Annotated in this window: 19 protein-coding genes; 3 read left to right on the top strand and 16 right to left on the bottom strand. The window is 31.3% G+C overall.

Going from position 1 to position 23,750, the window contains the following annotated elements; all coding sequences use genetic code 11:
• Positions 1-14: 14 nt before the first annotated feature.
• The 9 genes from B5D15_RS10860 to B5D15_RS10825 form a co-directional block, all read right to left on the bottom strand.
• The gene (locus B5D15_RS10860) at positions 15-941 is read right to left on the bottom strand and encodes a galactose-1-phosphate uridylyltransferase (RefSeq protein ID WP_078697148.1); all 927 of its coding nucleotides are present in this window, start codon (positions 939-941) and stop codon (positions 15-17) included.
• 2 nt (positions 942-943) lie between these two features.
• On the bottom strand, positions 944-2,395 hold the full coding sequence (locus B5D15_RS10855; protein ID WP_078697147.1) for a glycosyltransferase: 1,452 nt from the start codon (positions 2,393-2,395) through the stop codon (positions 944-946).
• Between the two features lie 9 nt (positions 2,396-2,404).
• Positions 2,405-3,349, bottom strand: a complete 945-nt coding sequence (locus B5D15_RS10850) for a carbohydrate kinase family protein (protein ID WP_143287292.1) — start codon at positions 3,347-3,349, stop codon at positions 2,405-2,407.
• Between the two features lie 25 nt (positions 3,350-3,374).
• Positions 3,375-3,503: a hypothetical protein gene (locus B5D15_RS15795; protein WP_278305837.1), complete on the bottom strand. Its 129-nt coding sequence runs from the start codon at positions 3,501-3,503 to the stop codon at positions 3,375-3,377.
• Between the two features lie 275 nt (positions 3,504-3,778).
• Positions 3,779-5,239: a glycoside hydrolase family 32 protein gene (locus tag B5D15_RS10845; protein ID WP_078697146.1), complete on the bottom strand. Its 1,461-nt coding sequence runs from the start codon at positions 5,237-5,239 to the stop codon at positions 3,779-3,781.
• An 18-nt stretch (positions 5,240-5,257) separates the two neighbouring features.
• On the bottom strand, positions 5,258-6,088 hold the full coding sequence (locus B5D15_RS10840; RefSeq protein WP_207651465.1) for a carbohydrate ABC transporter permease: 831 nt from the start codon (positions 6,086-6,088) through the stop codon (positions 5,258-5,260).
• Positions 6,085-6,969: a carbohydrate ABC transporter permease gene (locus B5D15_RS10835; protein ID WP_078697145.1), complete on the bottom strand. Its 885-nt coding sequence runs from the start codon at positions 6,967-6,969 to the stop codon at positions 6,085-6,087. The genes B5D15_RS10840 and B5D15_RS10835 overlap by 4 nt, the downstream gene beginning before the upstream one ends.
• A 71-nt stretch (positions 6,970-7,040) precedes the next feature.
• Entirely contained in the window at positions 7,041-8,357 is a 1,317-nt protein-coding gene (locus B5D15_RS10830; RefSeq protein WP_078697144.1) for an ABC transporter substrate-binding protein, read from the bottom strand.
• 97 nt (positions 8,358-8,454) lie between these two features.
• Positions 8,455-9,447: a LacI family DNA-binding transcriptional regulator gene (locus B5D15_RS10825; protein ID WP_179122274.1), complete on the bottom strand. Its 993-nt coding sequence runs from the start codon at positions 9,445-9,447 to the stop codon at positions 8,455-8,457.
• 200 nt (positions 9,448-9,647) lie between these two features.
• Between B5D15_RS10825 and B5D15_RS10820 the strand changes: the two genes are divergently transcribed.
• Both B5D15_RS10820 and B5D15_RS10815 read left to right on the top strand, forming a co-directional pair.
• Positions 9,648-11,819, top strand: coding sequence for a substrate-binding domain-containing protein (locus B5D15_RS10820; RefSeq protein ID WP_179122273.1), 2,172 nt, complete (start codon positions 9,648-9,650; stop codon positions 11,817-11,819).
• Between the two features lie 209 nt (positions 11,820-12,028).
• Complete coding sequence (locus B5D15_RS10815) at positions 12,029-15,325, top strand: SNF2 helicase associated domain-containing protein (protein WP_242948738.1); 3,297 nt, start codon at positions 12,029-12,031, stop codon at positions 15,323-15,325.
• 188 nt (positions 15,326-15,513) lie between these two features.
• Here B5D15_RS10815 and B5D15_RS10810 read toward each other — a convergent pair whose 3' ends face one another.
• The 3 genes from B5D15_RS10810 to B5D15_RS10800 form a co-directional block, all read right to left on the bottom strand.
• On the bottom strand, positions 15,514-15,771 hold the full coding sequence (locus tag B5D15_RS10810) for an ATP cone domain-containing protein (protein WP_078697141.1): 258 nt from the start codon (positions 15,769-15,771) through the stop codon (positions 15,514-15,516).
• A 114-nt stretch (positions 15,772-15,885) separates the two neighbouring features.
• Positions 15,886-17,583, bottom strand: a complete 1,698-nt coding sequence (locus B5D15_RS10805) for a hypothetical protein (protein WP_078697140.1) — start codon at positions 17,581-17,583, stop codon at positions 15,886-15,888.
• Between the two features lie 132 nt (positions 17,584-17,715).
• Entirely contained in the window at positions 17,716-17,904 is a 189-nt protein-coding gene (locus B5D15_RS10800; RefSeq protein ID WP_078697139.1) for a PspC domain-containing protein, read from the bottom strand.
• A 417-nt stretch (positions 17,905-18,321) separates the two neighbouring features.
• Here B5D15_RS10800 and B5D15_RS10795 point away from each other — a divergent pair, with 417 nt between their 5' ends.
• A complete protein-coding gene (locus tag B5D15_RS10795; RefSeq protein ID WP_078697138.1) occupies positions 18,322-18,891 on the top strand; it encodes a DUF1836 domain-containing protein in 570 nt (189 codons plus the stop codon).
• 133 nt (positions 18,892-19,024) lie between these two features.
• On the opposite strand, the gene B5D15_RS10790 is transcribed toward B5D15_RS10795, so the two are convergent.
• The 4 genes from B5D15_RS10790 to B5D15_RS10775 are packed head-to-tail and all read right to left on the bottom strand — an operon-like array spanning position 19,025 to position 23,703.
• Positions 19,025-20,575 carry a hypothetical protein gene (locus B5D15_RS10790; RefSeq protein ID WP_078697137.1) on the bottom strand — a complete coding sequence of 517 codons (1,551 nt, stop codon included), beginning with the start codon at positions 20,573-20,575 and terminating at the stop codon, positions 19,025-19,027.
• Positions 20,576-20,577: 2 nt separating this feature from the next.
• Complete coding sequence (locus tag B5D15_RS10785) at positions 20,578-21,750, bottom strand: SpoIIE family protein phosphatase (protein WP_078697136.1); 1,173 nt, start codon at positions 21,748-21,750, stop codon at positions 20,578-20,580.
• Positions 21,747-23,453, bottom strand: coding sequence for a [Fe-Fe] hydrogenase large subunit C-terminal domain-containing protein (locus tag B5D15_RS10780; RefSeq protein ID WP_242948737.1), 1,707 nt, complete (start codon positions 23,451-23,453; stop codon positions 21,747-21,749). The genes B5D15_RS10785 and B5D15_RS10780 overlap by 4 nt, the downstream gene beginning before the upstream one ends.
• Positions 23,446-23,703, bottom strand: a complete 258-nt coding sequence (locus B5D15_RS10775; protein WP_078697135.1) for a (2Fe-2S) ferredoxin domain-containing protein — start codon at positions 23,701-23,703, stop codon at positions 23,446-23,448. The genes B5D15_RS10780 and B5D15_RS10775 overlap by 8 nt, the downstream gene beginning before the upstream one ends.
• Positions 23,704-23,750: the final 47 nt, after the last annotated feature.

The following is a 23,750-nucleotide window of genomic DNA, read 5'->3' as shown; positions in this document are numbered from 1 at the left end:
TTTCACCCCGATTTTTAATCTCTTAGTATTTTCGCTGCTGTCTCTGGAGACACAATATTAGTATAAAGTCCTGTTGCTATTTCAAACCCTGCATTTATAGAAAGTCTGGGGCAAAGCCTTACTTCATAATGATAATAATTGTTTTCATTTTTTATAAAATCTAAATACATATTGTAAGGAACATCCCCTATATTCTGATTTAGCTTAAATATGGCTTTAAGTACAGAACCTGAAAACTTTCTAATATCATCATCACAAAGATTTAAAATACTGCTTTTATGCTTAATTGGTGCTATAGCCATCTCGTATGGGAAAATTGAAGCAAAGGGGCAGTATATTATAAAATCTTCGTCATGGTATACTACCCTTTCTTTATATTGAAGTTCTTCTTCTATAGTTTTACACATAAGGCATCTTGAATTTTTAAAATATAATTCCCTGTATTTTCTAATTTTGTTATTGATTTTATCTGGCATTTTTTTGATTGCTATTATCTGTGAATGAGGATGTTCAAGGGATGCACCTGCTTCCTTTTTATAATTTTTAAACACTTGAACATATTTTACATCATCCTTTTCATATAACTTTTTACAGACCTCTACATAACTCTTAAAAACCTTAAAAATCTCTTCTTCATCCATCTCATGAAAACCTTTGCTATGGTCAGCAGTTTCAATTAAAACATAATGATAACCAGTTATATCTCCTTCTCTGTCGAGAATTGGGAATTTATTTTCAACCACTCTAACCTCCCATGGACTTCCTAATCTAAAAATTTCAGGAGGAGTATTATCCTCATTTCCAACACAAAATGGACAGTTATCTTTATATTTTACTTTTTCAGCTGTTTCAGCGCTTTTAAAATCCTTAGGCCTCTTTGACCTTGATTCTACAATTAATATCTGTTCTCGTGTTATATTATTCAGCCTAAATTCAGCCATATTTATTCACCTAACAATCCTTTCATTTTTATTATCAAGTACTCTTCATTTTCTCGCCTATAGTAATAGTCTGATATTTTTTCTCTTTTTTCTAATTCTTTTTCTATTACATCAAGATACCCCTTTGCTGTCTGTCTCCATGTATATTTTGACTCTGCCCTTTCTATTCCAATTTTTTTAAACATTTCAAAATTATTAAGTGCATAAATCAGCCCCTCAGATATATCCTTTATATTTTCTGGGTCAACTGCAACTCCATATTTGCCTCTATCCACTGTTTCTAATGTTCCACCGTTTTTAGTAACAACAGCTGCAAGTCCTGCATACATTGCCTCAATTGGAGCAAGCCCAAAGGGCTCATATAATGCAGTAAGGCAGAAAACTGACCTTCTTTTACTAAACACCCTATAAGCTGATGCAAGCTGTTTTTGACCATTTATAGGAAACATAGATATTTTTCCTTTTAGGTTATATTTTTTTATTATATCCATAATTTCGTCCATAATTTCCTTTTCTTCACCCTTTAAATTTGAATAATCTTCAAAGGGATTTTCAACATTTCTAAGCACAATAACAAGATTTGCAATCTCTTGTAATTTCTTGTTTTCTGCAAAGGAAAGCACAGCACCTTTATGATTTTTCTTTTTATCGAATCTTGATGAAAGCACAACATATTGCAAATTAAGCCTATCGCTTTTTATATCTCTAAGCAAGTACTTATCAATATATTCTTTTGTCAAATCGTCTTCCTTTGAGTATTCATAAGTAAATACCTTTGTGTTAACTCCTGGAGGTATAACCCTAAATTTATTATCATCATTTACATCAACCGCCCCTTTATAGAATCTGTGGCTGTATTGTTCAAACCTCTCCTGCTCTGTTGATACGACATTTACAAAGGCTCTGTTCATTGCGATTCTTTCCGCAAATATCCTCTTTGAAAAATTATATCTCTTTTCAAACTCAATAAAGTTTTCTCCATTTACGCCAAGTTTGTCCATCTTTTGTGCACCAAGGGAATGGGCTGTAAAGGTAAAAGGCACATCAAAAATGTTAGATAGTATTGAACCTGTTAGACCTCCATCTGCATAATGGGTTGTTATTGCATCTATTTTAGTATTTTCCTTTTTATAAAACTCTTTAATTCCATCTACAAATTCATTTGCAATATATGGCCAAAGCTCCTCCTTTTTCAAAAACTTATATCCTCCAAATGGTATTCTTATAACTCTAACATTAGGATTACCGTGATAAATCTCAACGTCCTTTGAAAAACCTTTCCAATTATCATCCACAATTTTTCTTGTAATTATATCCACATTAATCCCCATGTCTCCAAGGGCTAATGCTACTTCCTTTACGTATACAAGCTGTCCGCCAAAATCAGGATGCTGTGTCCAGTAACTATCATTATTATCAAAATTGCCCTGTGGGTTTATAAATGCAATCCTCATAATAACCTCCTATATAATGAACTCTTTAATTAATTCTTCATATCGCGGCATTGGCGAAATTGCTCCAACATATCTTAATTTAAAGGCACTTGCTGCAAGTCCAACTTTTACCGAATCTATTACGTTTCTTCCTTTTATTAATCCAACATAAAAGCCCGCCCAAAATGCGTCTCCTGCACCTGTTACATCTACGACATTTGTTGCCAGTGTGTCGAATTTTTCACTGTTTACTCCATCTGAAACTATAACTCCATCTTTACCGAGTGTCATGACAACTAATTTTGCTCCTAAATCAAAAAACTTCTTTATTTGATTTTCAGGATTATCCTTTCCAAATAATCTTTCTGCATCATCCTCTGAGGGCTTTATAAAATCTGTATATTTTATCATTGATTTCATTAAGCTTGTACCATTTTCCTCTTCCCATAAATCTTTATGATAATTAGGGTCAAAACCTATTAATGTACTGCTTTCTTTTGCTGTCTTAATCACCCTTTCTATAACCTCTCTTGATTGTTTTTTAGATATTGGCCAAGACGAAAAATGTACTATTTTGGAGTTTTTAATTTTCTCATCTAATGTTGGTGTATATTTTATTTGATAATCTGCTCCTCTATAAAATATTGGAATGGGCGTTTCCTTTGACCTTGTTAATACAACCATGCTTGTTGGACTTTTTGAACGAATTATTTGTGAAGTATCAACGTTTTCTTTCTCTAAACTTGAAATTAGGAAATCTCCAAAGCCATCATTACCAACGCAGGATATAGGCAGTGAATTTACTCCTAGTTTTTTAGCGTTAATTGCTATATTTGATGGCGAACCTCCAAATTTTCTAATATAACTGTTACAGCTGAATTTCTCACTAAATTCATTTGAAATCATATCTATTAAAAGCTCCCCTATTGTCAATAGGTCATATATCTTATTATCAAAATTTATTTTGTCATACATATTAATCACATTATCCCCACCTTGCTCATTTTCCTTCAAGTTCATAAACTCTTGTTCCATATGGTCTTAAGTTTATTTCATCAATTCTTCTGCTAATCACTTCATAGTTTGAAATCAATAATTCATATAATTTATATCTTATTTCTTCAGGCATATTAAATTAAATTTATTTTCTTTTTCATTAAAATAACATATGATTAAATGTTTCTTTTTCTTAAGTCCTAATGTATGCATATATATTTCATTCTCCTCTAAAATCAAATCATAACTGCCATACACTTTTTTTATAAACTTATAAGCCTTCGTTAATATTTTAAAATTGAATTTTGATTATATTCCCAATCTGAACCATCTAAGGACTTGCCCACTTGTTGGGCTCCTCCCATTATCTCTTCTTTCCACCATTTCTTCTAAATAATTATTAACTCCTTACAGTATGTCCCACTTATATAAATAAGATATCCTGCACCTACCCTTTGAGAATAGTTTTATTAAATTAGATTCCTTCGAAGGATAAATCCTTCCCGTCATAACCTTCTCCCCATCGTTTATAAACACTTCAACTGAAGATTTATCCACAAATATCTGAAGTTTTAATCTGTTATCAATTAGTTCAGCTTCAGTGGCCCTCTCACCCTTTGGGCCTATTCCTGATTTATCTCTATTAAACTTGAAAAGTTTATTTTCTTTGTTGTATTCTAATATAGTTTCTTCTTTTTCACTTGCTCTTACCTTTATTCCGAAACTTTTAGCCTCCTGTGCATCTATTAAAATATCAAGTTCATAACAATCTCCCTTTGTATCTATTGTAATCTCTTCTATTAATTCTAAATTCTTAATCTCAAACTCATTTTTTCTATATTTTTTTATTTCTTCAACTGGTCTAAAATACAGCTTATTATCTTTCATAACTATCTCTCTTGGCAGTGTCATAGCTCCAGCCCAATTATGTCCTAATCTTTGTGTGGGCATTTCTGATTCCCACATATCCATCCATGCAACTATCAGTCTTCTTCCTTTATCATCAAAAGTTGTTTGAGGTGCATAAAAGTCAAACCCATAATCTATTGGATGATATTCATCAAATTTAAGCTCTCCGCTTTCATCATAGAATTTTCCTACAGCGTATATTGTTGAATGTAAATTTTTATAGTTATATCCCTGACTTTTCATATATTGAGGCGAAACAATTAAAACATCCATATCTTTAATTGAGAATAAATCTGGGCATTCCCATCCCATTCCAATATTACCATCACTTTTTGCAAGTATATTAACAAAATCCCAATTAATTAAATCTTTGGATTTATAGAGCAATGCTTGACCGTTTCCTTCCCCATCATTTGAGCCTAATACCATATAATAGTTAGTACCTCTTACAAATATTTTAGGATCCCTGAAATCATTCTTACTCGATTTTTGTGGTATCTTTTCAGCTCCTATTACAGGGTTGTTAATATATTTTGAGAAATTTATCCCATCTATTGAATATGCTATACACTGAGTCTGCTTATAGTCATCTTTTTTATCGCTATTATAAACATGTCCTGTATAAAATAGATACATCATATTATCTTTTTCAATGGCACTTCCTGAAAAACATCCATCTTTATCATAGACTTTATCCGGCGCAAGGGCCAAAGGCATATATTCCCATTTTATTAAATCACTGCTTACAGCATGCCCCCAATGCATAGGTCCCCATATGGGTTCGTATGGATAATGCTGATAAAACAAATGATATAAACCATTAAAGTATATAAAACCATTAGGATCATTAACCCATCCATACTCCCCCATAAGGTGATAATTTAACCTATAAGTTGAATCTACCTTTGTTTTGTTGTTTTCAATAAATTTTTTTGCTAATACTATCATATCTTCTGTCATATCTACTACTCCTAAATTTTATTTGATTGAACCTTGCAGCACTCCATTTATGATATACTTTTGAAGAATTAAATAAATTATTATTACAGGAATTATTGTTAATATTAAACCTGCCATAGATAATCCATAATCAGCAGTATATGTTCCATAAAAATAAAATGTTGATAGTGGTAATGTCCTTTGCTCAGGAGCAATTAAAACCAGTGAGGGAAGAAGAAAGTCATTCCATATCCATAAAACATCCAATATAGCAATAGTCATGGCAATTGGCTTTAGTAAAGGAAAAACAATAAGGTAGAATAACTGCATTCCCTTTGCTCCATCTATCATTGCTGCTTCTTCAAGCTCAAGGGGAATGCTTTTAATAAAACCATGAAACATAAATACTGCAAGAGATGTTCCAAAACCAATATACATATATATAAGAGCCCACTTACTATTTAGCATACCTATAGACCCATATATCCTAACTAATGGAATCATTATGGCTTGAAATGGAATTATCATTGAAGCAACCATTACAAAGAATATCGCTTGATTAAACTTCCATTTTTTTCTTACAAGTATATAGGCAGTCATTGAGGATAAAACAACTATTAATAGTACACTAAATACTGTAATAATAAGAGAATTTGTAAATCCATGAACATAATCCATCTTATTAAAAGCTGTTAAAAAGTTTGTAAAATTTATCTTTGAAGGTAAAGCCATAGGATTAAGCAAAATCTCTTTCTTTGATTTAAAAGAATTGATTAATACAAATATAAAAGGAACCATATAAGCAAGGAAAAATATACCCAAAAACAAAAATTTAATAATAGATGTTATACTTCCTTTTTTCTTCATCATGCTTCAACCTCCATCTTCTTGCTAAAGTAAACCTGTATAACAGATACTAAAGCAACAACTAAGAACAATACAAATGCCTGAGCTTGACCTACGCCATATTTTTGAGACAAAAATGCTTGATTATAAACATACATCGATATTAATTCTGTACTCTTAAACGGTCCTCCCTTTGTTAATGCAAGGTTTACATCATATACCATAAATCCTCTTTGCAATGTTAAGAATAAACATATGGTTATTGATGGTATCATCATAGGAATTATGACATTAACCATTCTTCTCCATGCGTTAGCACCATCTATGTTTGCAGCTTCTAATAAATCTTTAGGTACATTCATGAATCCTGCAATATAAATAACCATCATATATCCTGAATTCTGCCATACACTAACAATAACTAATGTCCAAAATGCCCTTACTGGATCAGCAAGCCATGATGTAGAAAATATAGGTATATTAAAGTTATTTCCTATATAAACAAGTAATTTTGAAAATATAAATTGCCATATGAAACCTAAAATTATCCCTCCGATTAGATTTGGAGTAAAGAATCCTGCTCTAAAAAAGTTTTGTCCTTTCATTCCACTGGTTAATATATATGCGAATAAAAATGCTATTACATTAGTAAAAACAACTGTATATAATACATATTTTAGTGTTAACAAAAATGAAGCTAAAAACTTAGTATCCTTAAAGGCTTCAATATAGTTTGCAAATCCAACTAAGTTATGTGAGTTAGATATCCCATCATAACTGGTAAATGTCAAATATATACCAAATAAAAAAGGCAATATTATTACTGTAAAAAAAACAAATGTTGTTGGTCCAGCATAAACAATATAAGTTTTTAGTTTATCTATAAACCTGCTCTCTTCTCTCATTTTATACCCCCCAAAATATTATTTTGGAAAAATAACGGATAGAAATAATCTATCCGTTATTAAATTGATTGCTATTTTATGTTTTTCCAATATTCTTGTATTTCTTTTGCAAGTCCATTTACATCAATCTTGTTATCTAAGAATTTTTGCATGGAAGCACCATTTTTTGACCAGTGATCTGACGGCAATGTAACCATAAATTGTAAAGTCTTTCCTTTACTCATGTATTTTTTAATTGATTTTGCGAGGGGATCCTGTGATTCTATAGTTATATTTTTAAATGCAGGTATAACATTAGCTTTATTTACTAAATAATCTTGACCTGTTTGGTTGTATACTATCCATTCTAAGAACTTCTTTGCTGCTGCTTGTTGCTCTTGGCTATTTTGCTCTTTGTCTAAAATAAAATATTTAGTTACACCAACAGGTATTTCTGAATTACCATAATCAGCTGCATCATTACTTATTGGTACAGGCAAGAAAGCATAGGAATTGTTTTCAGCATCTAATTCATGGATTTGAGGCCATGCCCAGTTACCCATGAACCAAACTGCAGCCTTCTTTGTTGCTAATGCTTCTGGGCCATTTTCATAGGTGCCTGAAAGTGGTGAGCTTTTTGATATATTATGTTTCTTCATTATATCAAGCGTAGCCATTAAACCTTTAAATTGCTTATTCTGAGCAAGTTCAACTTTACCAGCTTTTAAATCTTCTATAAATTTATTTACATCATCTGATGACTTACTTTGTGTTGAATATGAAAGTGGAAGGAAATGTCCACCAAGTGACCAATCCATTGGTGATACTATGATAGAGCCTACCCCTGAAGCTTCAAGCTTTTTAAACATTTCTTCTAAATCCTTTTGAGTTTTTACTGCTGAAGCATCAAAATTTCCTCCATAAGCTTTGTCTAAAAGTTCTTTATTGTAAATAAAACCATATCCCTCAACTGCAAATGGAAAACCGATAACCTTACCATCAACTTTAGCTGAATCAAGACTTCTATCAAAAGAATCATTAATCCACTTTTCAGAACTTAAATCTGCTGCTTTATCTTTAAATTTGACAATATCACCTGGATCAAGCATTGAAAGTGTTGGTGCGTTTCCGGATGAATAAAGAGATGAAACTTTTTCAAAAGGTGACTGCCCTGCAGGTGCTGGTATAACTTCTACTGTGATGTCTTTGTTATCATTCATAAATGCCTTAGCCATTTTCTCAAGCTGAGTTTGTATTTCACCTTTTGAATTCATAACAGTAATTTTAACTTGTTTTTTTTCTGTCTGAGTTTGCGAATTGTTTGTAGTACTTGATTTTGAGCATCCTGAAAGTGATAGAGTCATAATTAATACTGTCAAAAACACTGTAAATGTTTTTTTAAATTTCATAAATTTTCCCCCTTCATTTATTTTAATATATGTCATTTAAATATGACCATATTTTAAATAACTACTTGTGAAAAGCTTTTCTCAGAAGCTTAAAAAATTATTTAGTACTTTTTCTTACTACAATTTCATAAGGAAACTTTACATTTTTTTCTACTTCAATCCCATTTATTTTATTTATTAATGCCTTTGCACAAATCTTCCCTGCTTCATAAAAATCTATTTTTACTGTAGTAAGGGAAGGATTATATATCTCTGAAATAATATTATCATCAAATCCCATAACCTGAACTTCATCTGGTACAGATATTCCTTCATCGCTAAGGCATTTAATCGCACCAAGAGCCATAAAATCATTAGCCGCAAGAACTGCATCAACTATCTTTTTATTTAAAATAGACTTCATTATTCTATATCCTGACTTTATTGTAAAATCTCCCTCTTCATAAATAAGCTCTTTAGGGTTTAATCCATTCTCAACTGCTGCACTTAAAAAACCCATAAACCTGCTGTATCCTGCTGCCCTATCCCAAAGAGGGCCTCCAATCATCGCAATATTTTTTGCACCCTTTGAAAATAGAAACATTGCTGCATCATAGGCAGCTTTGTTATTATCTATGTTTACCGTTAAAAGTTTTTCATGTTCAAAATCCTGCCCAAATACAAGAAATGGCGCTGTAGAATTATCCATTTCAATTTTGTGGTTCTCAGTAAATCTTGTACCTGAAAATATAATCCCGTCTACTCTTTTTTCATTATACATCTGGAAGCATTCAATTTCTTTTTCAAATTCATTGCCTGAAGTTGTAAGTATTATATTATATCCATGATTTCTTGCTTCTTTCTCAATTCCCTTTACAAGTTCAGAAAAATTTATATTTGAAATATCCGGGACAACAATACCTAATATATTAGTTCTTTTATGTATGAGCCCCCTTGCTAATGCATTAGGTTTATAGCCTGTCTCACCTAAAATCTTTAAAACTCTTTCTCTACTTTCTTCATTGACATTTCCTGTATTATTTATAACCCTCGAAACAGTTGCAGGTGAAACTCCTGCTAATTTTGCTATATCTTTAATGTTTAAACTCATAATCATTACCTCGTGAAAAGCTTTTCTTAATTTAAAATTATCACAAAATTTGTGCACTTGTCAATATTTAAATATTTATAATTAATATTTTTTTATCCCCATATACTTCAACCATTATTACCAACATTGTAATTATATATAAAATTATGTATAATTTTAGAAGGAGGGTTAAATTTTTTGTCAATCAAGGGGGATTATATATGAAAGGAAAAAATAACTTTTCTTTAAAATCATCAAAATTAAATTCAAAATTGTCTAATTATTTATGCTTTTCTGTGATTCTTCTCTTTATGATTTTCTCAGGCTACATAATATTATTCAAATCAAATACTTCTAATTTAATTAAAATTTTATCAGTTATTGGAATAACATTAGCAGTAATTTGTATTTTTATACTACTTTATTCTTTAAAATCAATACTGAGTCCTGTTAATATAATTGCAGAATATGCAAAAACAATTTCAAAGGGAGAACTTGGATTAAGCGATATTGTTACAAATGACAAAAGCAGCATTGGTGAACTTGTCAGAGCTTTTAATGACATGAAATCTAATCTGCTTTTATTCATAGAGCAGACAAAATCCAATATACTCGTAATTTCAGAATCTGTAGACAAGATGTCAAAAAGCACTGAAATAAGTTATAAAGGAAATGAACAAGTTTCAAGTACTATACAAGAAATTTCAAGCAAAACCCAACAGCAGCTTGAGCTTGTAAAAAATACAGCAGATAACCTTAATGATGTTAGTAAAAGGGTAGATAATATATTAGCAAATATAAAAGATACAGAAACTCTAACAATGAATACAAGCAATATCACAAAGCAGGGTATTGAAAATATAAATGAATACAATAATCAGATAAATATAATATCTTCTGATTTGAAAAGTACATATGATTTTATAAATAAACTTAGAAGCAGTATAAAAGAAATAACTATAATAGTAGATTTTATAACTAATATTAGCGAGCAGCTGAAAATGCTTGCACTCAATGCTTCAATTGAAGCCGCAAGGGCTGGAGAAGCCGGACGTGGTTTTGCTGTTGTTGCTGCAGAAACTACAAAATTATCTGATGCTGCAAAGGACGGAACAATAAAAATTAACAATTTAATAAATAGTATTATGGCTAACAGCGATTTCGTTGAAAAAAGTATAGAAGAATGTATTAATAATTTTGATAAAGGAAATGAAATATTTTCAAGCGTAAAGGATATATTCAACAATATAAGCAATCAAAACGAGGTAATTATTGAAAGTATGAAGCTAATAAGCGGTGAAACGACTCGAATTAATCAGCATGCAAAGGAAACAACACTTTTAAGCGAGAAGCTTTATGATGCTTCAAATGCTGTTACTTCAAGTACTCAGGAAGTTGCAGCTATAATTGAAGAAGGAGTTGCAGGTCTTCAAGAGATAAATGCTTCCTCAAGCAATCTTTCATCAATGCTTAAAAAAATAGAAAAGCTTGCATCAAGATTTAATACAAGCGTAAAACCGACTGATAAAAAACCTTCAAAGCAATTAAAACTCGGAGTAATATGTCCAAACAATGCTGAATTTTGGAATTCAATAAAGCAAGGCATTATGTATGCAAAACGAGAACTTTTAAATAGAAATACTAAAGTGGATTTGATTGAAATTCAGGATACAACAGTTGAAAACTTTAATAAAGCACTGGATAATTTGATAAGCGAAGGATATGATGGAATTTCTGTTGTTGGGTACTATAAGGAAATGGCAGCAAAAATTAATAATGCTGCTAACAAAGGAATCGCTGTTGCCACATTTAATGGAGATGTGCCTGAGAGCAATCGCTTAGTATTTGTAGGTCAAAATCCATATAGCGCAGGCCTTCTATCCGGAGAAATGATGGTAAAAGAAATTAAAAGGGATGGGAAAATAGGGATAATAACGAGCAGCTTTAATATAAATGACCATCAGCTTAGAATCAAAGGATTTAAAGAATCTTTATCTAAAGGAAAAAACTTTAATGTTGTATTTGAAGCCGAAGCCCATGATAACGACGAGGTTGCTTATAAAAAGACTAAACAATATCTTGAAGAAAATAAAGATTTAAACGGAATATTCATAGCTGCCGGCGGGATTTCAGGGGTTGCAAGGGCTGTAGTAGATATGGGACTTAGCGGTAAAGTAAAAATAGTATGCTTTGACTTTATAGATTCAACGCTTAATTACATAAAAAAAGGCGTTATATCCTGCTCCATAGGTCAGGACCCATTTGGTCAAGGATACAATCCTTTAATATATCTTTATAATTATATTGTTGATAATAAAAAACCGGAAAGCGACAAAGTCTGGACAAGAATGGATGTTGTAAATTCTGAAAACGTTGATAATATGCTTTTATAAAAATAATAGTTCTATCTAAGAGTAGGCATCATTTCCGCAAAATTAGCACTATCATCACATAATAGACTTTTACAGTAAATCTTTACAAACTTCTATCATATAAAATTGGCATGAATTAAAATATACCATGCCAATTTTATTTTTATGTTTAAAATAATAAAAAATATGATACCATTATAAAGTAAACTATTTTTTACGGGGTGAATGTTTTGTATATATTAACAAAGGATTTAGTACAAAAATACTGCTATTCTCAATCCTATTCAAAGGGTATGTCCTATTACAAAAGAGATATGGTTTTAAATTTAGACGTTGAAGAAGAAGGCGACATAAAAAGCGAATATTTTTTATCCCTATATGCAGATGTTGAAGGAAGTGACGGTGAATTATACGATGTTGAGGTTAACTTCAGCTCTGAACATGGATTCACCTTTTTTAGCTGCACCTGCCCTGCCTTTGAAAATTTCTGTGAAGGCAAAAGGTTTTGTAAGCATATTGCTGCTGTACTTATAAAATATTTAAATGATTATAAAAATAAAACTAACAGCAAAAGCTCATCTTCCCCAAATACTTCAATTAATAAAACAAATTCATTAAGTAAAACTTCAAATAAAAAGGAAATAATAAAGCCCTTTGCCTCAGAGTTATCAAACAAATTATATGATTCTTTTGTGTCATTAAATTCAAAGGATTTAAGACAGGAAATAATTCTTGAGCCTACTATTAATATAAATTCACGGTTTTACATGACTCCGAGCATTGAACTTAAAACAGGAGTAGACAGGCTGTATATTGTTAAAAATATGGCCTCTTTTCTTGATGCTGTTTTTCTATCACAAAAGCCTTTAGAATTTGGTAAGTTATTTACCTTTGATCCAAGTATTCATAAATATTCGGATAAAGATATGGAACTTCTTAACACATTGTATGAAATATATACAATAGAAAAAACAATTGGAAATTACTACAGCTTTAATAAAATTGTAAGCGGAAAAACTGTAACAATAACTCCTGAAATTCTAAAAAAGATTTTAAAAATATATGAAGGAAGCAATATTTTCTTAAGTATAAATCAAGCAGAAACATTTTTATGTGCTGTTAAGCCTGAAGATATGCCACTAAGCTTTAGCTTATCTCAATCAAAGAATAATATATCTTTGCAAATTGATAAACCACTTCCATTTCCTCTGACTAAAGACGGAGAATATTTCTTCTACGATAATACTATATATAAACCATCTGAAAAACAATCAATCGTATATAGTCCTATTCATAATAGTTTGGTCGTAAATAATGGAAAATTAATGTTTCCGCTGGATGATAAAAAAGTTATAATTTCAAATATATTGCCTACTTTAAAACAGATAAGCAATGAAATAAAAATAGATGATAAAATTAAAAAGGATATAAAGGAATGTACTTTATTAGCCAAAGCATATCTTGATAAATATGACGAGGGAATAAGTGCAAAAATTGATTTTATATATACTACAAACAAAAACGATATAGTAACAAGAGATATAGAAAAGGAAGCTAAAATACTATCCTTTTTTGAAAACTGCGAATTTAAATATTCAAAAGGCATATTTTACTTATCTGAGGAAGAAAAGATAATAGATTTTATTGAAAACAAATTGCAAAATCTTTTAGAAATGGCTGAAGTTTATTACTCTGATTCCTTTAAAAATGTAAAAATATATTCAAAAAGCAATATAAAATCAAAGGTCCGCCTAAACGATGATGACCTTTTAGAGTTTACTTTCAGCATAGATGGCGTTGATAAAAGCGAACTTAAAAACATATTTGAATCTTTAAAGCTTAAGAAAAAATATCACAAACTTAAAAACGGAGGATATTTATCCCTTGAAACCCAAGAAGTCAATGAATTTGCAAATATGATTGACTATCTTAACATCAAGGATTCTGAGCTTTTAAAGGACAAGATTACCCTATCAAAATATAACGCTTTATATATTGATCAGGTAATAAAATCCTCAAACCTTTCTTTTATTGAAAAGGATAAGAATTTCAGGCAGCTAATATCAAATATAAGAGAAATTCAAGAATCGGATTTTGAAGTTCCAAAACATCTTGAAAATGTGCTTAGAGGATATCAAAGGACAGGTTTTAAATGGTTTAAAACCTTATCAATGTATGGATTTGGAGGAATTCTTGCTGATGAGATGGGACTTGGGAAAACACTTCAGACAATTGCCTTTTTAGAATCCGAAAAACTTGAAGGCAGTCTTTCCCATCCAGCCATCGTTGTTGCTCCAACTTCACTTTTATACAATTGGAAGGCTGAGATTGAGCGTTTTGCCCCTTCCCTTAAAGCTGCTGTAATTACAGGTTCAAAGGACAAAAGGCTCGAATTTAAGGAAAACATAAATGATTTTGATATTGTAATAACTTCATATCCTCTTTTAAGAAGAGATATTGATGAATACAAAGAAATTGAGTTTTCATGCTGCATATTAGATGAAGCACAGCAGATTAAAAACCCTTCATCCCTTAATGCAAAGTGCGTTAAGGAAATAAATGCAAAAAAGCGTTTTGCACTAACCGGAACCCCAATTGAAAACTCACTGACAGAGCTTTGGTCAATATTCGATTTTCTAATGCCAGGATATTTATTATCCCATAGGAATTTCAGCTTAAAATATGACAATCCTATATCTAAAAACAAGGATGATAGAGCTCTGTTAGAACTGAATCGCCATGTTAAGCCTTTTATATTAAGAAGACTAAAAAAGGATGTTGTAAAAGAACTACCCCCTAAAATAGAGCAGACTGTTCTTGTAGAAATGACAGATAAGCAAAAGAAGCTTTATCTTGCATATTTAAATGCTGCGAAGGATGAAATCGATAAGGATATTGAAGCTTATGGCTTTAACAAAAGCAAACTAAAAATGATAGCTGCATTAACAAGGCTTCGTCAAATATGCTGTGATCCTTCCTCCTTTATAGAAAATTATGATGGAGAAAGCGGGAAAATATCTGCTCTTTTAGAGCTCCTTGATGAAAGCATTTCAGGAGGACATAGGATTTTATTATTCTCTCAGTTTACATCTGTATTAAAAAACATAGCAAAATCCCTGTCAGATAATGGTATTAAATATATGTACCTCGATGGAAGCGTAAAATCTGAAAATAGAATCGATATGGTAAATCGTTTTAATAATGGTGAAGGGGAAGTATTTTTAATATCATTAAAAGCTGGAGGTACAGGTCTTAACCTCTCATCTGCCGATATAGTAATTCACTTTGACCCTTGGTGGAATCCTGCAGTTGAGGATCAGGCAACGGACAGAGCTCATAGAATAGGGCAAAGTAAGACTGTTGAGGTTATAAAACTTGTAGCTATGGGAACAGTTGAAGAAAAAATTCTTCGCCTGCAAGAGTTGAAAAGGGAAATAGCTGTTAGCGTTGTCGGGGACAGCAGCGATGACAGTGCATTCATATCAACTCTTAGCAAAGAGGAACTTTTAGAACTTTTCAAATCATAGTTAAGTGTATAACCATATACTAATAAATTATATAGATTTTGCCTAAGTAATAACTCATGACTAATCAATAGCCGCAACAGCGGCATGAAAAAGTTTGTCACTTATCAATTGGGTGGCACTTTTTCAAATAAAAGGCATACAATGATTTAATAAACCTATCTTTGTATGCCTTAATTTTACATTATTTTTTAAAACTCGCTGTATGCCTTTGCAACATCTTCAAATCCGCTGTTTTTTAATTCCGCAGAAATTGCATCCCTTATGTCCATATAGGAAACCTCATCTATAAATTTAGATTTTAAAATTTTCTCTACCTCTTTTGAAACATTTTGCAAATCTGAAAGTGTCATTGGCTCACCAACTTCATCAGAGGCCGCTTCAATACTTCTAATCATCTTTTCAAAATCAAAATCCTGTAGGCTCCCATCCCTTTTTCTAACCTTCATAAAATCAACTCCCTTTAAGATGATATGTTCTAATCTAATATTAATTTATTTTTCATAATTTTTCAACAATTTAAAGAACGGCTGCGCACTCACGCAGACGTTCTTTAAAAGGGATTACCTTATACTATTGTTTTTAAAATAGGTAGTTGAAACTACATTATTTCCTTTAATATCAAGATATCTTATTTCAACATTATCCCCATCTCTTGTAAGTGTTATATCTACTCCCGTAGATTTATTTACCATGAAAATAGTACTAACTCCCTCGAGCCTTAAATAGAATACTGTATTACCGTTTTCAGTTACAGGATTTATTCTTAAAACCTTTCCTGTAATCGATTTTTCCTCTGCTTTTAGGCTGTTTGCATTTGCTCCTGTACTGCTGTTTATAAGGCCATAGGCAATTGCATTTTTAAAGGATTCTATCGCTGTATCTTTGCTATCCTCAAGAACCACATAACTGCTTTGAGCCGAAACAATCCCAAGCTTTATAAATGCACCATCGGTTTTGTTTATCACTGGAACCACCCAAGCCTCAGTTCCAAAAAGATTATAAAATATTGGCTGTGAAGGCGTCCAGTTCATGCTGTTTGCGCCGAGGGCTTTGCTTACGACATTCATAGCTCCCTTTCCATTAATATATCCAGGCGTTTTATAATAAATCATATTTCCGCTTCTCATGTCCATCAGCGTATAACCAGTCATAGTAGTTGAAGTGTCAGAAGTATTTGTATGATCTGTAAACCATTTTAGTTTCTTTACTCCATCTATAACACCAATAACCTCGCTCGAATTTACCTCAAGGCCCTTAACTTCAGCCATTGAGCCCCACTTGGTAGGAATATGAACTCCTTTCTTAGTTATTAGCTTGTTCCAAAGGCCATCCTTTAAAGTACCAAAAAACTTGTTATAATCCTCCGATACATCTGAAGGATATACCTCATCAACCCATGATGGCACTTTTTCTTTACTGTAATCTGTAACTTTGCCATCCTTAAAGGATAACAAAAGTACTCCATCTATTACCGCTCCTTTTCTTCCATAGGCATAGTGCCCATAGCTTCCAACATAATAGGGGTTACCATCATCATCAAGTTCTGCATTTGCCTGAAAAAGAACTTTATCAGGTTTATAACTTCTTAAATGTCTTTTTAAGTCCCTTCCAAATACGAAAGAATCAGCATATCCTACAGGAACATTTATTATTCTTGCCTCTTCATTTCTTTCTGCTGAAATATACATAACTCCTGGTATTTCTTTATTTGAAAGTGCTCTGAAAAATCCATCAACTTCTATTGGAGCAACATAGCACGCCCCATCCTTTGTCATAGTAATTCCAAGTTCCCCTACTCTGTATATACTCGGGTTTGGCAAAGTTCCAAGCAATTTTTGCATCTTATAATAGGCTGTTTCAGGTGAAATTATTATTACATGTTCTGCATCTATCTTTGATACTATATCACTGCTCTCCTTTACAGGAACCATTTGTGCAAGTTTTTTAGAGCTTCCTGTTATATAGGGGTATAGGTTATAGCAAAAGCTAAAAAGAATAAATAATGTTGCTGCTAAATAATAAAAATTCGATATCTTCTGCTTCTTGATACTTTGACAAACCGAAGTAAAAAGAAGCTGAAAAAATGCAGGTATCCACAATATTGAAATCAGGAGAGATAAACTTCTGTCCTTATTAAATAAATAAAACACAATAAAACTAATAAATATTCCAATTACAGCTCTTGCAATCTGCTCTTTTACGTCTTCCTTTTTAAAACTGAACTTTAAAAATAAAAGTGTAAATAGTATATAATACATAAAATCCCCCATTTCTATTAACTTATCTTTTTCTTTGTTTCAAAATATAATCAATGAAGTATAAATATTATACTAACATATTTATACTTCATTATAAATATTAAAAAGTTCATGTTAAGGTTTATGCTGCTTTTATACATCTCCATTAGGAATTACAATTGCACAAATAATATATGCAAGTATTCCCGATCCTCCTAATAGAACAGCAAATACCCAAAATAGCCTTACTAAAGTAGGGTCTATATCAAAATATTCTGCAATACCTCCGCAGACGCCTGCAATCATTCTATCCTTTCTGGACCTGTAAAGCTTTTTATACATAATAACAACTCCTATCTTAAAATTTTTGTTAGTTTATTTTACATAATAACTTTGAATTTTTTACAAGACTTAAATTATATTTATTTAATAATATAATATGAGTATAAAAGAAAACATATAATATAGGCAGCCCCCTTATTAATAATATTTAGAAATAGAGCTAAAAGAATTAAAATCAGTTGTATCTTATTACATAACTTATTATGCAGTATTTTTTACCATTTTACAAGTTATAATTTATTTTATTTAGGATTAAATAAGTATAAATAGCAATACTAAAAATATATTTCTCTCTTTTTCTAATAATATCTTTGTATATCTCACATTTTCAAAAATATTTTCTCAATGTATACCTTGTAATGTAGTAATAAATACTATATAATATAAGTATAAATTGAAGTTTCGGGAGGGAATCCTATGAATGATATAGATAAAATATTAGAAATGGCAAAGGGATTCAATATAATAGGCTATGAAGATCTTCCTCTTTACGATTTATATCTATCCCAAGTTACAGATTTTTTAAACGATAAATTCGATGGCAATTTTACAAACAACATAATTCAAAACTATATAAAATCCCAGATTATTTCAAAACCTGAGGATGGGAAAAAGAGAGGTTACACTAAAGATCATATAATACAGCTAATACTTTTAAGCTATATGAGGCCAATACTTTCAGCCGAAGAAATAAAAGATGTATTTAATCTTGCTTTCAATGATATTAACATATCCACTGATGATATTTTAACTTGGGAAAATACTTATAAAATATTTACAGAACTTCAAAAAGAAAGTCTTAAAAACTTTACTGAGAAGAATAAACAAATAAAAGAAAAGCTTACTAAAATTATAAAGGAAAACAATATAAATGAAGAAAATTTTGAAAGAATATTTGTATTCTTAACTGTACTAAATCTTATAGCTCAAGCATCAACTTGCAAAAAAATGGCTGAAAGAATAGTAGACGATTATATGAAAAAATAGGTATATGGCAAAAGCCATATACCTATTTCAATAGATAGCTGCTACTTAAAATCCTACCCTGTAGGTTTTAATCTCAAAACAGGATTCCCACAGCTTTGAGATAAGGTGCAGCAGCAAAAGCACCAATAATATTTTACTCTATTATTTGTATCTGTTCAAATATATCTTTGCTGTTTTCTATCTTTTTTATAAGGCTGAATCTTTTCTTATAATTTTTATCATTAATTGAACCTTTTGAATAAAAATCTTTAATAAGCAGCTTTAAATGCTCTATAAATTCCTCTTTGCAATTGTATGGATTTTGCGGAACAAAATTAAGGTCTAAATCCTTATTTATAAATCTTAACACACCATTATTTTTTACAACCTTTATTTTTATTTTATCCTGTCGGTATTTTATAAGCCTTCGTGATGTATTTAAACTTCCAACATGTTCAATGCTGTCAGCATAACCGCAATATACACAAATATAAAGTTTCTCTGAAAACCTATTTTTTATAGTATTAGATAAGCATGATGGACAGGTAGTATATATACCTTTGCAGCTCACCTTTACAGGAGATGGCAGTCCCTTTTCTAACAGTTTATAATTTAAAATACTGCAGAGCTTATTATACTCCCTCGGGCTGAGCCTTGGCATTATCTCTCTTTCACCATCAACCCACTTAAGCTTATCTCCCATATTGAAATTTTTGTGCATAATTACCTGACATTTATTATCATAGGCTCTTTCTACTATTTGGTTTGCAATGCAATGAATATTATCATTTGAAATGAAGCCGCTCTCTAATTCACATCCTTCATTATCAGAAATAGTATAATATATGTCATCATTAATTCCCCTCGAAACCCCCATAAAATTATTAGTTTCGATTCTATCAGGCATTTTTATATCAAGAGTTATTAAAAGATAATATTCTCCATTTTCTTTTACAAGCCTTGCAACCTTTAAAATAGATGGGTTTTTTAGAGCCTGTTTTAAATACTCTTCTTGATATTTACCAAAGGATAAGGGAAATAACAAAAAACACTCTTTTCTTCCCCTATCTTCTACAGTTTCAAAATCCTTATAAACATATTTAAGTTTTCTTTCATCGCTGACATTTATTCTTTCTCGTTTCGTGCTTTTTACATTTAAAAGATAAAGCTTTGCAAAATATCTATTAGACTTTTCATCATAAAGAAGGCAGTAATTTCTATTTTTATCGTATCTTCCAAAAAACAAAGGTTTCGGCTTGTTCTTCTTTAAAATCTTTTCTATTTCAGCTTCATAATACGAAAAGTCTTTTTTATTTTCTAAAAAATCCTTTGTAATATTAGAATACATCCTTTCAAGTTTCTCATCTGATATATAGGCACAGGGGTAGCATACCCTCCCTTTGCTCTGCTTCAGTTTTAAATATCCTACAATTGTTGATGCAAATTCCATTTTAAGCGCATCCTTAAAGGGCTCTATTGAAAACCTGTTTAGTTCCTTACAAATATCCTTATCTATCCATTTTATTATATTCATAGTGCTGTAATTTCCTATGCTGTCCTTAAAGTCCCTCTCAATTCTTTTAATATCCTCATAGGCCCTGTCAAGAAGGTACTGATAAGCAAGGGAATAATTTTTCATCGTTTCATCTATTATATCTCTTTTTCTTTTACTGGGTTTATAAAGTTTTAATTTTATAGTATACATTTTTAAAAATAATCTACTGTAACCTCCTTTCCAAGGGACTTTAAATACTGAGCTATATCATCAACAAGCTTCAATTTTAATCCTAAATCGAGAGGAAATTCAGGATTTTGATGGGCGGGATTAATTGCCCTTCCAACAAAAAAATGTATGTTAGTGCCCTCTTCTATCAGCATTTTAGATAGTCTTGAGGCACCATCATATTTATTAAGATAAAACAAATTTGTTGAAGTATCCTTTGATGAAATATATCTTTTTACAAGCTCAACTGCCTTGCTCATTGTAAGCACGCCTTCACAGGTTAAATCAATACCATCTATCTCCGCCGTTGGAGGTATTGAAGGATTAATGTAGTTTAAATTAACCTTAAGCTCTTTTTTTAAAACCCTGCAGACTATCTGAGATGTTGTGCCTCCGCATACAACCTTTTTCCCATCGCTGTTTATAAACTTTTTAATAACATATTCATCAAGCTCCTTATCAACAGGAGGACCTATTAATACGTTAACGTTTTGAGACTTTCTAATCCTTACTGCAACAACTGTAGTATCATCTCCAGGTTTTTGTCCGTAAAGATTATCACAGACATTAACTAATAACCTTGCAAAGTTTTTAGCAGGCAGTTCCTTTTTATACATTCTCTCTGTATATTCCTTAACATTTTCCCACTGCCATCCTAAGTTCAGCATCTGCCCTATTCCTGCATGCACTGCTCCATCGCTTATCATAATAAATGTATCGTCTAAGTCTATTTTAAATCTGGTCTCATATATTTTCTTATCATATATAGTTCTCTCATTTTTAAGAAGAGGTGCATACTTTCCATTTTTAAGCCTTATAATTGACGGATTATCAAACTCTACAATATACCCTTCCCCACTGCTGAATATCTCCAGTATGGAAAAGGTAGAATAGGCAATGCCTCTTTCTTTACATACTGGAAGAGTTTTTGCTATAGTCTCTACTGCTTCATCTATGCTTGAGCCTTTAGAGAGCATAGTCCCTATTATTTTGCTCGTCAAAGTTGAAAGTATATTAGCCTTAACTCCGCTTCCAAGCCCATCGGCAAGAACTACTATAACCGATTCCTTGTTTCTTATTATTTCAACCTTATCTCCGCAGAGTTCCTCATTAAATTTGTTAATACTCTCATAATCTGCATCTATAAAAAAGTTCATTCGTCTTCACCCATCTTTGTTACTATTGTGTCCTTTAGTTTAGTTAATGCTACTTTGGTCTCTGCTGTAGTCTCTCCAAGCAGACTTGCAATTTCCTGAGCAACTCTCATTTGCTTTTCGATAACTCTTTGTGCAATCTCAACAGTTTCACTTCTAACTTTATTCATTTGCTCCTGATTTTTTTCTTCTTTTGTTATATCCTTCATTATTATTATAATTGCCTCGTGTTCCTTTGAATATATTACTGACTGCTCTACAGTAACATCAAACTTATCATAATGAATCTTTTGATTTAAAATATCCTTTTCAGTATCCCTTACAATTGCAAAGTCAGGGCAATCGAAAAAGTCGAATACATTCTTACCAACTAAGTTCATATTTTCTATATTAAAAATCCTATATGCTGAATTATTAGCCTCCTGAATATAAAGCTCGCTGTTTAAAGCAAGTATTGCATTAGGAGAGGAGTTAATAATTATATTAGATATGGACTCAGCTTTTTCTCTCATATAAGGCAGGCACATATGAAGGTCTGCCTTATTATTATAAACTGCAATTGCCTTTTCCCTGCAGCTTGAATATCCGCAGGCACCGCAGTTAAGCTCATCTTCCTTTTTAAACTTACCTATTTTTTTCAATATACTCCTGATAGTTTTATCATCAGGTATAATATTTTTTACTTCTTTATCGCAAAAACCCTTTGATAAATCGACATCAACTTTAATATCTTTTAAACCGCTTACTATTTTATTACTTACATAATTCAAGACATCATCATAGGCTTCAATAAAGCTGCTGTTATTATTGCATGAACCATTAATGCATCCACCCCTGCAGCTGTTCATCTCTATAAAATATCCATTAATATTTCCTTTAACTAATGCATCAAGAGTTTCCATGCAACTTTTCAAACCATCAACGCTTAAAAATTTATAACTGCTTTCTTTATTAATAGTTTTTAATATACCGCCAACTATGGGATAATATCCCTCAATTAGAGTTTCATCATCTTTAATATTTTCATTTTGGAACTCATTTAAATCAATGCCTTCATCTTCAAGCCATTTTTTCAGCTCATCGAAGGTAACTACAGCATCGATTAAATTATCATTTTCTCCATCCCTGTATTCTTTTTTCTTTGCAAGGCAGGGTCCAATAAATACAACCTTTATATTTTCTCCATAGGCATGTTTTAACATCTTTGCATGGGCAATCATAGGAGATACCACAGGGGCAAGATATTCTATAGCCTTTGGATAATATTTTTCAACAAGGGAGACAACAACCGGACATGCTGTTGTTATAATATTTTTCATCTCACCTTTTTTTATAAGTTTTTCATATTCTCTCGATACTGCAAAAGCTCCTACAGCTGTTTCTTCTATATAAGAAAATCCAAGTTTTTCAAGAGCAGAAAACAGAGCTTTTGCATTATTGGACTTAAATGCAGAGGGAAAAGAAGGCGCAATGCTTGCATAGACGCTGTATTTTTTTTTTATAAATCCTTTTACCTTCCCTATTTCATCCACAACGCTTTTAGCATTCTGAGGGCATACTTTAAGACAATTTCCGCAAAGTATGCAGTTATCCTCCATTATTTGAGCCTGATCATTATTAAAAGATATGGCTTTTACAGGACAGCTTCTTATACACTTGTAACAGTTTTTGCAGTTTGCTTCCTTGAATCTTATTGTGTTAATCATTGCTATTAACCTTCTTTAATATATATTCATCAAACTTTTCTCTTGCATTTTCAGGAGTTAGGTTTCCAAAAATTACATCATCAACCTTTATTGAAACACCATTTGTACAATTGCCAAGGCAAAAGGATGCTTTAAGTTCAACCTTTTCCTCTAATTTTTTTTCCTTTATAATTTCTTGGAATATTTTCATAATTTGATAAGAACCTTTTAGATGGCAGGAACTTCCTACACATATATACACACTAAGCACTTTGACCCCTCCAAAATTAATGTTAATTTGTTAACAATTATAATTGT

Origin of the sequence: Caloramator quimbayensis (assembly GCF_900167605.1) — a bacterium.
GTDB lineage: Bacteria > Bacillota > Clostridia > Clostridiales > Caloramatoraceae > Caloramator_B > Caloramator_B quimbayensis.
Note: the sequence above shows the minus strand (reverse complement) of the source record. Positions and strands in the feature narration are given on the sequence as shown.

What these genes read in the sequence shown, in the direction of transcription:
- B5D15_RS10840 (WP_207651465.1), bottom strand. Translation starts at nt 6,088, where the DNA reads ATGATGAAGAAAAAAGGAAGTATAACATCTATTATTAAATTTTTGTTT.
- B5D15_RS10820 (WP_179122273.1), top strand. Translation starts at nt 9,648, where the DNA reads ATGAAAGGAAAAAATAACTTTTCTTTAAAATCATCAAAATTAAATTCA.
- B5D15_RS10855 (WP_078697147.1), bottom strand. Translation starts at nt 2,395, where the DNA reads ATGAGGATTGCATTTATAAACCCACAGGGCAATTTTGATAATAATGAT.
- B5D15_RS10825 (WP_179122274.1), bottom strand. Translation starts at nt 9,447, where the DNA reads ATGAGTTTAAACATTAAAGATATAGCAAAATTAGCAGGAGTTTCACCT.
- B5D15_RS10785 (WP_078697136.1), bottom strand. Translation starts at nt 21,750, where the DNA reads ATGAACTTTTTTATAGATGCAGATTATGAGAGTATTAACAAATTTAAT.
- B5D15_RS10795 (WP_078697138.1), top strand. Translation starts at nt 18,322, where the DNA reads ATGAATGATATAGATAAAATATTAGAAATGGCAAAGGGATTCAATATA.
- B5D15_RS15795 (WP_278305837.1), bottom strand. Translation starts at nt 3,503, where the DNA reads ATGCCTGAAGAAATAAGATATAAATTATATGAATTATTGATTTCAAAC.
- B5D15_RS10780 (WP_242948737.1), bottom strand. Translation starts at nt 23,453, where the DNA reads ATGATTAACACAATAAGATTCAAGGAAGCAAACTGCAAAAACTGTTAC.
- B5D15_RS10835 (WP_078697145.1), bottom strand. Translation starts at nt 6,969, where the DNA reads ATGAGAGAAGAGAGCAGGTTTATAGATAAACTAAAAACTTATATTGTT.
- B5D15_RS10805 (WP_078697140.1), bottom strand. Translation starts at nt 17,583, where the DNA reads ATGTATTATATACTATTTACACTTTTATTTTTAAAGTTCAGTTTTAAA.
- B5D15_RS10810 (WP_078697141.1), bottom strand. Translation starts at nt 15,771, where the DNA reads ATGAAGGTTAGAAAAAGGGATGGGAGCCTACAGGATTTTGATTTTGAA.
- B5D15_RS10800 (WP_078697139.1), bottom strand. Translation starts at nt 17,904, where the DNA reads ATGTATAAAAAGCTTTACAGGTCCAGAAAGGATAGAATGATTGCAGGC.
- B5D15_RS10790 (WP_078697137.1), bottom strand. Translation starts at nt 20,575, where the DNA reads ATGTATACTATAAAATTAAAACTTTATAAACCCAGTAAAAGAAAAAGA.
- B5D15_RS10850 (WP_143287292.1), bottom strand. Translation starts at nt 3,349, where the DNA reads ATGTATGACAAAATAAATTTTGATAATAAGATATATGACCTATTGACA.
- B5D15_RS10845 (WP_078697146.1), bottom strand. Translation starts at nt 5,239, where the DNA reads ATGACAGAAGATATGATAGTATTAGCAAAAAAATTTATTGAAAACAAC.
- B5D15_RS10860 (WP_078697148.1), bottom strand. Translation starts at nt 941, where the DNA reads ATGGCTGAATTTAGGCTGAATAATATAACACGAGAACAGATATTAATT.
- B5D15_RS10830 (WP_078697144.1), bottom strand. Translation starts at nt 8,357, where the DNA reads ATGAAATTTAAAAAAACATTTACAGTGTTTTTGACAGTATTAATTATG.